Origin of the sequence: Thermopolyspora sp. NPDC052614 (assembly GCF_040678635.1) — a bacterium.
Taxonomy (GTDB): domain Bacteria; phylum Actinomycetota; class Actinomycetes; order Streptosporangiales; family Streptosporangiaceae; genus Thermopolyspora.
Genome location: NZ_JBFATZ010000001.1, coordinates 83444 through 96426, shown reverse-complemented (window position 1 = coordinate 96426; position 12983 = coordinate 83444). Strand labels below are relative to the sequence as shown.

10 protein-coding genes are annotated in these 12983 nt (G+C 73.0%); 4 read left to right on the top strand and 6 right to left on the bottom strand.

Annotated features, from left to right (window positions below; translation table 11 throughout):
- Positions 1-87: 87 nt before the first annotated feature.
- The 6 genes from AB0K60_RS00385 to AB0K60_RS00360 form a co-directional block, all read right to left on the bottom strand.
- Positions 88-1038: an ABC transporter permease gene (locus AB0K60_RS00385; protein ID WP_364046749.1), complete on the bottom strand. Its 951-nt coding sequence runs from the start codon at positions 1036-1038 to the stop codon at positions 88-90.
- Positions 1039-1069: 31 nt separating this feature from the next.
- Positions 1070-1267 (bottom strand): hypothetical protein, encoded by a 198-nt coding sequence (locus tag AB0K60_RS00380; RefSeq protein WP_364046746.1) that lies wholly within the window; start codon positions 1265-1267, stop codon positions 1070-1072.
- A complete protein-coding gene (locus AB0K60_RS00375) occupies positions 1268-2848 on the bottom strand; it encodes an ABC transporter substrate-binding protein (RefSeq protein WP_364046743.1) in 1581 nt (526 codons plus the stop codon).
- 123 nt (positions 2849-2971) lie between these two features.
- A complete protein-coding gene (locus AB0K60_RS00370) occupies positions 2972-4561 on the bottom strand; it encodes a helix-turn-helix domain-containing protein (protein ID WP_364046740.1) in 1590 nt (529 codons plus the stop codon).
- A gap of 33 nt (positions 4562-4594) precedes the next feature.
- Positions 4595-5917: a serine hydrolase domain-containing protein gene (locus AB0K60_RS00365; protein ID WP_364046737.1), complete on the bottom strand. Its 1323-nt coding sequence runs from the start codon at positions 5915-5917 to the stop codon at positions 4595-4597.
- The gene (locus tag AB0K60_RS00360; RefSeq protein WP_364046734.1) at positions 5866-7752 is read right to left on the bottom strand and encodes a S9 family peptidase; all 1887 of its coding nucleotides are present in this window, start codon (positions 7750-7752) and stop codon (positions 5866-5868) included. Before AB0K60_RS00360 ends, AB0K60_RS00365 begins: the two co-directional genes overlap by 52 nt.
- A gap of 261 nt (positions 7753-8013) precedes the next feature.
- On the opposite strand from AB0K60_RS00360, the gene AB0K60_RS00355 reads away from it, so the two are divergent.
- The 4 genes from AB0K60_RS00355 (at position 8014) to AB0K60_RS00340 (ending at position 12869) form a co-directional block, all read left to right on the top strand.
- Positions 8014-8982, top strand: a complete 969-nt coding sequence (locus AB0K60_RS00355; RefSeq protein WP_364046731.1) for a ketoacyl-ACP synthase III — start codon at positions 8014-8016, stop codon at positions 8980-8982.
- The gene (locus AB0K60_RS00350) at positions 8982-9725 is read left to right on the top strand and encodes a glycosyltransferase (RefSeq protein WP_364046728.1); all 744 of its coding nucleotides are present in this window, start codon (positions 8982-8984) and stop codon (positions 9723-9725) included. The genes AB0K60_RS00355 and AB0K60_RS00350 overlap by 1 nt, the downstream gene beginning before the upstream one ends.
- Before the next feature lie 361 nt (positions 9726-10086).
- Entirely contained in the window at positions 10087-11289 is a 1203-nt protein-coding gene (locus tag AB0K60_RS00345; RefSeq protein WP_364046725.1) for a cytochrome P450, read from the top strand.
- The gene (locus tag AB0K60_RS00340; protein WP_364046721.1) at positions 11286-12869 is read left to right on the top strand and encodes a class I adenylate-forming enzyme family protein; all 1584 of its coding nucleotides are present in this window, start codon (positions 11286-11288) and stop codon (positions 12867-12869) included. Before AB0K60_RS00345 ends, AB0K60_RS00340 begins: the two co-directional genes overlap by 4 nt.
- The last annotated feature ends 114 nt before the right edge of the window (positions 12870-12983 follow it).

Genomic DNA, 12983 nt, shown 5'->3' with positions numbered 1-12983 from the left:
GAACCAAAGCGCCCAAGACCGGACCCACCAGCAAGCTCATGGCCGCGACGAGCACACCGCCGACCCAAACCGACAACGAACGGCGCATCACGTCTCCTCGACGCGAGAGGTGGGATCCAAAGCGCCCAGGACCAGATCCACCAGGAGGTTCACCGCGAGCACGATCGCGCCGTAGACGAGGATCGCACCCTGGGCGACCGGGTAGTCCTTCTGCGTGATCGACTCCACGATGCGCTGCCCGAGGCCGGGCCAGGCGAACACGACCTCGACGATCACGCTGCCCGCGATCAGGCCGGTGAGCAGCAGGCCGCTTACGGTCAGCGTCGCGGTGAGGGTGCCGGGGAGCACGTGGCGGACGTAGAGGCGGGCGGGTGGGAGGCGTTTGGCGCGGGCGAGTCGTACGTATTCGGTGGACAGCTCGCGCAGCGTCTCCACCCGGCACAGGCGGGCGATCATCGCGGCGGGGCCGATGGCCAGGGCGAGGACCGGCAGCACGTACGACTCGGGGCCGTCGCGGCCGGCGGGTGGGAACCAGCCGAGGCCGATCGCGAAGACCGACACGAGGGCGATCGAGTACAGGAACTCGGGCACGGTGACGGCGAGGCCGCTTACCGAGTTGAAGGTGGCCTCGGCGCCTCGGCGGCGGCCGTTCTCGGTGCGGATCGCGATCCACATGCCGAGCGGCACCGCGACGGCGAGGGCGACCACGGTGGCGAGCAGCGCCAGCGACAGCGTGACCGGGAGCCGGACGGCGATCACGTCCCCGACCTTTTCGCCGGTGAGGAACGAGGTGCCGAACTCGCCGCCGAGCACGTCGCGGACGTAGGTGAGGAACTGCTCGGGCAGCGGCCGGTCCAGGCCGAGGGCCTCCCGGCGGGCCTGGACCAGTTCGACGGGTGCGGCCGGGCCGAGCGACGCCCGTACGGGGTCGCCCGGGATCAGGTGGATCATCGCGAAGGAGGCGACGAGCAGCACCGCCAGCGACACCACGAACCGGACGACCCGCCGGGCCGCGAATTTGACAGCCGCGGATCTCACGACCGCACGTCCCATGGCCGCGCGTACCACATCACGACCGCACGTCCCAGCGCCGCGCGTACCGCAGCCGCGCGTCCCAGCGCCGTACATCCCAGCGCCGCACATCCCAGCGCCGCACATCCCACCGTCGCGCGTCCCACAGCCGCGCGTACCGCAGCCGCGCGTCCCACAGCCGCGCGTACCGCTGCCGCGCGTCCCACCGTCGCGCGTCGTACGCCGCGAATGTCACTCAGCCTCCCTCGGTCAGCCGGATCGTGGCACCGCGGAAGTTGCCGGCGAGGACCTCCAGCGTGGCGCCCTTCATCGCGAGCAACTGGGTGTTCTCCACGACCGGGATCAGGTCGGCGGACTCGAACAGCGCCGACTCGGCCTCCAGCCACAGCTTGCAGCCCTCGGGGCCGGGTTTGGTGCCGGCCTCGGCGACGAGCTTCTCGTAGCGGCCGTTCTTCAGGTGCGCGAAGTTGCCGCCCTCGGGCGCGCCGGGGCCGCTGAGGAAGCCGAGGAGCTGGGAGGGCAGGTTGACGCCGATCGGGAGCCAGGTCACGTCCCAGTCCTGGGTGACCATGAGGGACTCCGACACCTTGGTGTCGATGACGCCGTTCAGCTTGACGTCGACGCCGAGCTTGCGCCATTCGGCCGCGAGGTACTCGGCGGCGGCCTGGACGCTGGCGCTCCTGGTGGTGCTGTACAGCAGGCGCAGCGTCAGCTTCTTGCCGTCCTTGACGCGGATGCCGTCGGGGCCCGGCTTCCAGCCCGCCGCGTCGAGTGCGGCGGCGGCCGCGGCGGGGTCGTAGCCGGGCACGTGTCCGGCGACGCTGTCGCCCGGGCAGGGGCTCGGCTTGAGGACCAGGGTGGTCGCGGGGCGGCCGGTGCCGCCGGAGGCGATGCCGGCCAGTTCGGTGAGGTTGAGCGCCTGGGTGAGCGCCTTGCGTACCTGCGGGTCCCTGGTCGGCCGGTCCTTGCCCTGGTGGTAGAAGAACTGGCCGTTGCCGCCCGGCAGCACCTTGCCCTTGACGCCGGGGGCGGCCTCGACGCGGGTGCGGTCCACGCCGTTGATGATGGTGGCGTTGATGCCGCCGGAGATGAGCAGGTTCGCGGCGGTCTGCTCGTTCGGCACGATGCGGAAGACGACCTTGTCGGGCTGGCCGGGCTCGGAGGTGGTGGCGCCGTTCGGGCCCCAGGTGTAGTCCTTGCGCACCTGGAAGGTGTAGTGGTCGCCGGGCGCGGCCTCGACGAGCCGGTACGGCCCGGAGCCGGAGGTGCCCTTGGCCAGCAGGGAGCGGTCCTTGAGGCCCTTGCCGCACACGATGAACACGTCGCGGGTGCTCTCCAGGATGAAGGAGAACGGCTTGGGCGTGGACAGCGTGACCGTGCCCGCCGCCGCGTCGGCCTTGGCCGTCAGGCCCGGGGGCACGAAGACGCCGTTCAGCGGGGACTTGTTCTTCGGGTCGGTGATGAAGGAGATGCTCGCGGCGACGTCGTCGGCGGTGAGCGGGCTTCCGTCGGAGCAGGTGACGCCCTTGCGCAGGGTGAAGGTCACCGAGTCCGGCTTGACGTCCCACTTCTCCGCCAGCACCGGGACGATCTTGCCGTTGGCGTCGGCGGCGGTGAGCGTGTCGTAGGCCAGGGACAGGACGGTGTTGGTGACCGAGAGCGTGGCCATCCCGGGGTCGAGGGCGCCGGGATCGGCGTTGAGCCCGTAGGTGAAGGTGCCGCCGCCCTGGGCTGGGCGTTCCTCCGTCGCGCCGCCGCAGCCGGCGGCCAGCAGGCAGGCGGCGGCCAGGACGGCCATCCCGCGGGTAGTACTCATGGGAGCTCCAGGAAATGGGGGTGGAGCCTCACGATTGCCCCTGGCCGCTTCTGATTCTTCGTGCCCGGATACGAAAAGCGCCGCCCTCGTCGTATGAACCACCAAGGCTGCGTTAACGGCCGGTTACATGCCGAAGATGCGCATCTGCAGCATGATGCTGAGCCGTACGTCGGGGTCGTCGAGGTCGAGTTCGCCGATCTCGACGAGGCGCTTGAGCCGGTACCGGAAGGTGTTGGCGTGCACGTGTACGCGGGCGGCGGCGGCGTTGACGTCGCCGAAGGCGTCGAGGTAGGCGCGCAGGGTGGCGACGAGTTCGCTGCCGTGCTCGGCGTCGTAGGCGAGCAGCCGCTCGTACGGGCCGGTGGGCCGCTGGTCCTCGGCCCTGGCCAGGTCGGACAGTTGCAGCAGCAGCGAGGCGAAGTGCACCGAGGTGTAGCCGGCCACCTCGCCGGACGCGCCGCGGGCGCGCAGCACCCGCAGGGCGCGGTCGGCGTCGGCGCGGGAGCGGGCCACCTCGTCGATGCTGGTGGCGAAGCGGCCCACGCCGATGTTGGCGGCGTGCCGGGGGCCGACCCGGGCGAGGAAGCTCTCGGCGATCCGCACCGCGCGCCGCTCCTCGTCGCGCACGTGCACCGGGACGACCGCGTACGCGACCGAGCCGATCAGCGCGGCGGCGGCGCGCGGGTGGATCGCCCCGACGTGCAGGGCGAGCGCGTCGCAGAACCGCTGCCGGTCGGCCTCGGTGCGCGCCGCGTCGGCCTCCTCGTCGTCGCCGTGCACGAGCTGGGCGGCGAGCACGCACACCCGCTCCTTGGCCACGCCGAGCCGTTCGGCGGCCTCGGCCGCGTCGGCGCCGCCGGCCAGGACGGTGGAGAGCAGGTCGGCGCGCAGGCGGCGCCGGGTGTCGGCGCCCGCCCGTTCGCGCAGCAGCTGCAATGCGACGATCTTGGCGGCGTCGATGAGCGCGAGCCGCCGCTGCTCGCTGAGCGGCTCGCGCACCGCCGCCCAGATGGAGCCGAGGATCTCGTCGCCGGACCGTACGGCGATCGCGACCCGGTCGACCATCGTGTCGTCGTCGAGCTTGATGTGGATCGGCTCGTGGCCCTGGTAGAGGTCGCGGAACACGCCGCGCTCCTCAAGCCGCCGCAGCCACTCCTCGGGCACCTGGCGTCCCAGCACGGTCGCCACCCGGCCGTGGTCGGCCTCGTCCTGCCGCCCGGAGAAGGCGAGCACGCGCGAGGACCTGTCCTCGATCGTGACCGGCGCGTCCAGCAGCGCGCAGACCGCGTTCGCGAGCGAGAACAGGTCGTCGTGCGGCCCGTCGCCGGGCTCCTTGAGGTCGCCCTCGGCGAGCAGGGACCGCAGCAGCGCCGCCACCTGCGCCCAGGACGCCGCCCGGGTCAGCCCGAGCAGCGCGACGCCGGTCCGCCGTACCGTCTCGCGTACGGATTCGTCCGCGTCCACGGGCTGCTTGACCACGATCCCGGCGGCGGGCCCGGCCGCCTCCAGCAGGGCGCGGATCGGCCCGGCGCCCTCCACGCCCACCGCGAGCAGGAGGCCGCCGGGCGGCACGAATAGTTCGTCCAAGGGGTCGTAGATGTGCACCCCGGTGACCTCGGCGTCGAGGTGGCCGGGCGTCGCGGCGACGTCGAGGAGCGAGCTGCCGAGATCCCCGACGATCCGCGACAGACTGGTCCGCGGACGGCTCGTCACCTGCTCACGGTAACGGACGTACAGCGACATCCGTCACGTTCTCTTCGGGGTGGCACGGCCCCCGAAGTGCACGTACGGCGAGCCGTCGGCGAGTTCGTAGAAGACGGCCTGCAGCCACCTGGGCTGGCCCTCCGGGCGGCCGACGAATGTGGTCGCGCTCGTCGGGATCAGCTCGAAGCGCATCGGCGGCTCCAGCCCGGCGAGGGTTCCGGTGACCTCGACGAGGGTGTCGAGCACGCCGTCGCCGACGGTGAGCGTCATCCTGGTGGAGGCGCGCTCGTACACCCCGGCGTACCTGGACAGATCCGCCTCGACCGGCGTCTGCGGGGGCACGAGATCGGCGGGCGGGCGCGCCCCGAGCAGCTCCCCGAACACCTCCTCGGCGATCGTCTGCTGGAAGGCCATGGTCTGCCCGCCGTTCGCGACCACGCAGGCGATCGTGTCGTCCACGACCCACAGCTCGGACGCCTGGCCGATGGTGTTGCCGCCGTGGGAGAAGACCGGGTGGCCGTCCCACTCGTCGAGGATCCAGCCCAGGCCCCAGTGGGTGCCGAGCAGTTGCGGGTTCGGCACCTCGACCTGCGGCTCCCGCATCGCCTCGGGGTGGGCGAGCAGGCGGCCGGGGGTGAGGTGGGCGCGGGCGAAGGCGACGACGTCCGAGGGGCGGGCGCAGATGGTCCCGGCGGGGCCGCAGGAGCGCATCAGGTGCCACACCGGGGCGACCTTGCCGTCGAGGTGGCCGACGGCGGCGCCGAAGCGCAGCACCTCCTCGGGCAGGGTCCAGGTGTGGGTGAGGCCGAGCGGCTCGATGACCTGCTCGCGCAGGGCGGCGTCCCACACCTTTCCGGTCAGTTTCTCGACGACCCGCCCCAGGATGATGAAGCCGGAGTTGCAGTACGAGTGGGTGGCCCCGACGGGGTGGTTCTGCGCCAGGTCGGCGCACGCCTCGACGTACTTGGCGACGCAGTCGTCGCCGCGGCCGGTGTCGAGGAACAGGTCGCCGTCGAGGCCGGAGGTGTGGGTGAGCAGGTGCCGGATCGTGACGTTCTCGGTCGCGTCGGGGTCGGCCACCTTGAACTCCGGCAGCACCTCGATCACCCGGGTGTCGAGGGTGAGCCTGCCCTGCTCCACCAGCTGCATGATCTGCGTGGTGGTGTAGACCTTGGTGATCGAGCCGATCTGGAACAGCGAGTCGGGCTGGACCGGCGCGCCGGTGTCCACGTTGAGCACCCCGGCGGTGAAGGTGTAGACCTCGCCGTCGTGCTCGATGGCGAGGCTCGCGCCGGGGACCTCGTACTTCTCGATCAGCTCGGCGAGGCGGGTCCGCCAGCGGCGGGGATCCAGTGCTCCAGCCATGCGATGATCCTTTCGTTGTAGTCCGCCCGGTGGGAGGGACGTCCGTTGATGATGAACAGGTGGCTCGCCCCCGGATAGCGGACCATCCGGACCGGCACGCGGCGCTCGCGCAGCGCCGCGAACCACTGCTCGGCCTGGCCGACCGGGCAGCGGTCGTCGGCCTCGCCGTGCAGCAGGAGGGTGGGGGTGCGCACCCGGTCCACGTAGGTGATCGGGGACTGCTCTGCGGGACGTTCGACGATCTCGTGCTCGTCGATGATGTGGCCCAGGTCGGAGGTGCCGGCCGAGCTGGTCAGGTCGCTGAGGCAGCCGCCCAGGATGGCCGCCTTGAACCGGTCGGTCCGGGTGGTGAGCCAGCAGGACATGTAGCCGCCGTAGCTGTAGCCGGTCACCGCGAGGCGGTCGGGGTCGGCCACGCCCTCCGCGATCAGCGTGTCGATGGGGCCGAGCAGGTCGCCGGCGTCGGCGATGCCCCAGGCGCCGAGGGCGGCGGTGTAGAACGCCTCGCCGTACCCGTCGCTGCCGCGCGGGTTCACCGTCAGGACGGTCCACCCGCGTGCGGCGAGCACCTGGTGGTAGAGGTGCACGCCGTCGAACACCGGCGCCCACGCGTTGTGCGGGCCGCCGTGCACGTCGAGCAGGAGCGGCCCGGGGCCGGTGCGCGACTCGTCGCGCAGCACGAAGCCTTCGACCGTGGTGCCGTCGTCGATGGTGAAGGTCCGGGTCTGTGGCGTGTACAGCTCCACGCCCTGCGGCTCGTACGCCGCCAGGGTCTCGACCTCGCCGCCGTCGTCGATCAGGTAGAGGTTTCCGGCGCTGTACGGCGTGGCGGCCACGTAGGCGATCCGCCCGGCCGCCGCGCTCGCCCCGGACACCACCTGGTCGCCGCCGACGAGCTTGGTCCCGTCGAGGCGGTAGAGGTGGGTGAAGCCGCCGTCCCGGGCGCAGAAGACGATCTCGCCCTGGTGGAGTCGCGGCGGCGCGCCCGGATAGCCCGGCGCGCCGGTCATCACGTTGCGGTCGAGCGCGCAGAGACCGCGCGCGTCGGGGCCGAGCTCGTAGAGGCGCACGTGCCCCATCGGGCGCTTCGCGTCGAGCGCGGCGACGATCAGCCGCTCGCCGAGCCACCAGACGCCGGCGCAGATCAGCTCGGGGCCGGTGAGCCGCTCGGGCTCGCCGCCGGACGCCTCGACCGCGTACGCCGCCGCGCTCAGCACCAGGTCGCGGTCGTCGTCCATGCTCGCCGCGAACGCCAGCCGCCGCCCGTCGGGGGACCAGGACGGCTCCCCCGCGTGAAAGTCGCCCCGGGTGACCCGGGTCGTCTCGCCGGTGGCCAGGTCGGTGACGAACAGGTGCATGGTGACGCCCCGCAGCAGCCCGGCGCCGTCGGCCTTGTACTCCAGCCGGTCGGCCACCACCGGGGCGTGCGGGTCGATCTCCTTCTCGGCGTACGGGCCCGCGTAGGCGATCCTGCTCCCGTCCGGCGACCACACCGGCGTCCCCGCGCCGAGCGCCGCCGCGGTGATCGCCTTCGGCTCGCCCCCGTCCATGGGCAGCAGATGGATCTGCGCCTTTCCGTCGACGGGCCGCAGGAACGCCAGCGTGCGCCCGTCCGGCGACCAGCGGGGGCAGGAGTCGTTCGGTCCGTGGGTCAGCGCGCGCGGCTGCTCGCCGGGCGCGGCGAGCCAGATCTCCGAACGGTGGTCGTCGGCGTCGCGGTCGGCGGTGACGAGCGTGTACGCGACCGCGCCGCCGTCGGGGCGCAGGCAGGGGTCCGAGGGCACCGCGAGCCGGAACAGGTCGTCGCATGTGAGGCGGGGGGAGGCCGGAGGCATAACCGAACGCTAGGCACCCCGCCGCCCGCCCGCTTCGTACGCCGGCACGAACCCTGCCCGGATGCTTGTGCCCTTCGCCAAGGGCGGTAGGCATACCGGGAGCGCCTCGTTCTCATCGCCGGGCCTCTTCGCCGGGCTTGCGCGTCGGCGAGGCCGGTTCCCGCGGGCTCCGAGACGATCGCAAGTGCGCTGCAACCCGGGTCCGGTACATTTCGGCACACCGCAAAAGCGGACATATGGGCTGTAAGTGCTGGGGGTTGGATGAAGGCCCGTGTCACCGGGGTCGCGACCTATCTGCCTGATCGCAGGCTCGGCAGCGACGAGGTCGAGCGGCGGATCGAGGGATATGTCCCCCACGCGGGCATCGTGGAACGCCTCACCGGCGTCCGGTGGCGTCACGTCGCCGGAGACGATCAGCAGGCCTCGGATCTGGCCGTGGAGGCGATCAGGAAACTCGACCCGGCGCAGCTCGACGGCGTCGATCTGCTCATCTTCGCCTCGGCGTCGCAGGACATGGTCGAACCCGCCACGGCGCACATCGTCGCGGCCAAGCTCGGCCTGTCGTGCCCGGTGTTCGACGTGAAGAACGCCTGCAACAGCGTGCTCAACGGCATGCAGGTGGCCGAGGCGCTGATCCGTACGGGGGTGCACCGCAAGGTGCTGGTGTGCACGGGGGAGGTGCCGTCGCGGGCGATCCGCTGGCGGATTCGGGATCGGGCGCAGTTCGTGGACGCGTTCGCCGGGTTCACGCTGTCGGACGCGGGGGCGGCGGTCGTCATGACCGCCGACCCGGATCGCGGCGTCTTCTACCGGGACTTCGCGGCGGACTCCACGGCCTGGGCGATCGGGACGCTGCCCGGCGGCGGGACGGCGCATCCCCGGGATCCGGAGTACGGGTACTTCCGGGGCGACGGGCGGCGCCTGAAGGAGGCGTTCGAGCTCGTCGGCCCCGACATCTTCCGCAACGCCCTCAAACGGACCGGGCTGACCTGGGACGACTTCGCGGTCGTGGCCGTGCACCAGGTCGCCCTGCCGTACCTGCGCCATCTCGCCCGGCTGCTCGACATCCCGGAGGACCGGCTGGTGGTGACGCTGCCCGAGCACGGCAACTGCGCCTCCGCGACGCTGCCGCTACAGCTCGCCCTGGGCGGCTGGTCGCCCGGGGACAGGGTGGCGCTGCTCGGTCTCGGCGGCGGGATCAGCCTCGGCGTCATGCTCGCGGAGATGTGATGGCGGCCCCGATGAACCTGTGGGTGATCGTGCCCGCGTACAACGAGGCGGCGGGCATCGCCACGACCCTGCGCGCGCTCGCCGAGCAGGATGACAAGGACTTCACCCTGCTCGTCGTGGACAACGGGAGCACCGACGGCACCGCCGAGATCGTCCGGGACCTCGGCGTCCAGGTGATCACCGAACCCCGCAAGGGCACCGGGGCGGCCTCCGACACCGGCATGCGGCACGCGATCGCGCACGGCGCCACCCACCTGGCCAGGACCGACGCCGACTGCCTGCCCCGGCGCGACTGGGTGCGCAACATCCGCCGGGCGTTCGGCGACGGGCTGGAGATGGTCGGCGGGCGGCTGCGGCCGAGGACCGACGAGTTCCCCCTCAAGCTGTGGGAGCGGTGGCTCATCCCCGCCGTGGTGCAGGTCGCCGCGACGTTTGGCCGGATCCGGCCGGGCAACCGCGACCCCGCCTACCTGGGGCCGTACGTCATGATGCCCGGCTGCGCCGTGGCGATCACCGCCGACCTGTACGTGCGGGCGGGCGGCTTTCCCCGCACCGCGATCGAGGAGGTGCACGAGGACCGCGCCCTGGTCAACGCGGTCCGGCGCGTCACCTCCGCGTACGCCTCCCGCCGCGACGTCGTGGTCTACGGCTCGGTGCGCCGCCTGCGCGCGTACGGCCTGATCGGCACCCTCGCCTGGTACGCCGACCACCGCTACCGTCCCGACGTGGTCGACATCCGGTGACGTACTTCACCGCGTACACGGGGGAGATGCCCGCCGTCGCCGGTGCGGGGTCCCGCTTCGGCCTGTGCCGCTCCGGCGATGTGAGTACGAGGCCCGCGCCAACGTGGCCCGACAGCAGGCCGACGTGGCCCGCACCACAGGAGGTCTTTCGTGAGTGCCCACGCCGTTGGCAGCGAAGCGCCCACCCCCGCCGGGTTCCTCTCTCGACGGGCGATGGGCCTTACCGGAGGTCGCCGGTGACCACCGGCATAGGGCAACCTCGCCGACCTGCCCCACCCGCTCCGCAACGCGCCCAGGTGGCCGCGCATCCCCTGCTCCGACTCCCCTCTCGGTACGTGGCGAGCCTTATCGGAGGTGACCGATGACCACCGGCACAAGGCCGCCTCGCCACTCCCCCCAGCCCACCCCACGACGCGCTTGGATCACGGCATGGCCGGACCATGAGGCCCGGCTCTACCTGGCCGCGCACCCGATCGCCTATCCCCTGCTCCGGCTGCTCGCCAGGCTCGGTCCCGCCGTACGCGTGCCGGGGCTCGGCGTCGTGGTGAACGACGCGGCGGTGGCGCGGGAGGTGCTCACCGACGCGCGGTTCCGCAAGGACGGGCCGGGCTCGCCCGGTGACCTGTGGACGCCGGTGCTCGGGCCGTCGGTGCTGCTCAACATGGAGGGCGAGGCCCACCTGGCGCTGCGGCGCAGGCTTTCGCCGCTGTTCACGCCGGGGTACACCGGGGCGCTCGTGGCCGACGTGCTGCGCGAGCCGCTCGCCGGCCTCGACCGACGGCTGGGCGCGGGTGAGACCGTCGATCTGGTGGACACGATGCGGCTGATGGCGGGCGCGGTCATCTGCCGGGTGATCGGCCTGGGCGAGGTGGGCGAGGCGGCGGCCAGGGAGTTGTTCGAGGAGGGGGAGCGGGTCGTCGCGATGGTGTCGCTGCGCTCGCGGCGGCTCTCCGACCGGCAGATCGCGGCCGCCCGCCGGGTGCTCGACCGGATCGGGGAGATCGCCTCGGCGGCGTACTGCCGGGGCGAGGAGTCCACGGTCATGGGGCGGATGCGGGCGCTGGGCCTGTCGGAGGCGGAGGCGCGCGGGGCGGCGGGCGCGTTCTTCCTCACCGGCACCGAGACGGTCGCCACGTTCGTCCCCCGGTTCGTCGCGCTCCTGTACGACCACGGCGTCACGGTCGATGCCGACGGGCTGGACGCGGCCGTCGAGGAGGCCATGCGGGTCACCACGCCGACCCCGGTGATGCTGCGCTCGGTGTCCGCCCCCGCCCGCGTCGGGCGCGTCCGGGTACGGCCCGGCGACCGCATCGTGATCGCCACGCATAACTGCTGCCGCGCCTACGGCCCCTTCGATCTTTCCCTCCGGCATCCGCCGGAGGTGCGCCGCCTGTGGTTCGGCGCGGGGCCGCACTTCTGCATCGGCTATCCGCTCGCCCTCGCCGAGATCCGCGCGGTGGCCGAGGTCGTGCTGCGGCACTCGCCCCAGGTGGTGGGCCGCCGAGCCGCCCGAGGCGTGCTTCTCCCCACGTACCGGTACCTATGGATCAAGGCAGCCCGATGACTCCGCCGCTTCCGCCCTTCGAGCCCGAACACGATCCCGGGCACGACCCCGAGCACGACCCCGGGCACGATCGCGAGCACGACCCCGGGCACGACATCGTGTCCGAGGTGCTCTCGGCCGCTCGCCGTACCCCCGACGCCGTCGCGATCATCGACGGGCGGGGCCGCACCCTGACGTACGGCGAGCTCGCCCGGCGCGTCCTCGCCGTCCGGTCCGCCCTCGGCCCGCTGGACGCGGGCGAGACTGTGCTGTTCGCAGTGCGGCCCGGCCCCGACGCGGTGGTGACGGCCGTGGGCACGGTCGCGGCGGGCGGGATGATCATGCTGGTCGATCCCGGGCTGGCCCCCGCCGTGCTCGCGGGCCGCCTCGCCGCCGCCCGGCCCCGCTGGGTGATCGCGGAGTCGCCGCTGTACCTGCTGAGCGGGCCGCTGCGCGCGCTCGCCCGTCGCAGGGGCCTGCTCCTGCCCCGGCTGGCCGACCCGCTGCCCGGCCGTACCCTCCGCCACCTGCACACCGGACCCTGGCTGCCGGGCGTCCCGCGCGGAGCCCTGTCCCTGCGCCGGCTGCCGGACGGCGACCCGGCCGAGCCGCACGCCGAGCCGGGGCGGCCCGCCGTGGTGGTGTTCACCTCCGGCACGACCGGGCGGCCCAAGGGGGTCGTCCACAGCTCCGAGTCGCTGGCCCGCGGGGCGGCGATGCTGCGCGAGATCTTCCCGCTCGGGCCGGGCGACGTGGTGCACACCGACCAGCTCATGCTCGGCCTCCCGGCGCTCATGGCCGGGGCCACCTGGTCGCTTCCCGGCGACCCCGGCCGCTACCTGGCCGAACTCGCCGAGCGGAACGCCACCCACGCCTTCTGCGTGCCGGTACGGCTCGCCGCCCTGCTCGACGGCCCGGCGAGGCTGCCCGGCGGGCTGCGTCACCTGCTGCTCGGCACCGCGCCCGCGCCGCCCGCCGTGCTGCGCCGGGCGATCGCGGCCGGGCCGCACGTGAACGTGCTGTCGGTGTACGCGATGACCGAGGCCCTGCCGATCGCGGTCGCCACGGCCGAGGAGAAGCTCGCCCACCTCGACGGCGACCTGCTCGGCCCGCCGCTGCCCGGCGTCGGCGTGCGGGTCGCCGACGACGGCGAGCTGTTCGTCTCCGGCCCGCACCTCGCGCGCGGCTACCTGGGCGAGCCGCCCCTGCGGGAGGTGGCGACCGGCGATCTGGCGCGGATCGACGCCGAGGGACGGCTGGTGCTGCTCGGCAGGAAGAAGGACATGCTGCTGCGGGACGGGTTCAACATCTACCCCGGCCTGTACGAGCCCGCGATCGCCGCGCTGCCCGGGGTCGCCGAGGCGGCCATCGTGGGACTCGCCGATCCGGAGACCGGCGACGAGGAGGTGGTGCTCGCGGTGGTGCCCGCCTCGTCCGGCTTCGACGAGATCCGGCTGCGCAAGGCCCTTCCCGAGATCGTGGACGCCGGTGCGCTGCCGGACCGCGTCGTCGTGCTGGGGTCGCTTCCGCGCGCGGGCCGTACCGAGAAGCTCGACCGCGCCGCCCTGCGCGCCATCCTCAGCGGCACGACGGCGACATGAAATCCTGTGGTCCCCCGCCATCGCTTCTGGCGAAGCCGGTCGCGGGGTCGATCGCCGGTGCTGTGACCGCGTCGCTTCGCCGGGTCCGGCTTCTCGGGCTCACCCGTACGGCCC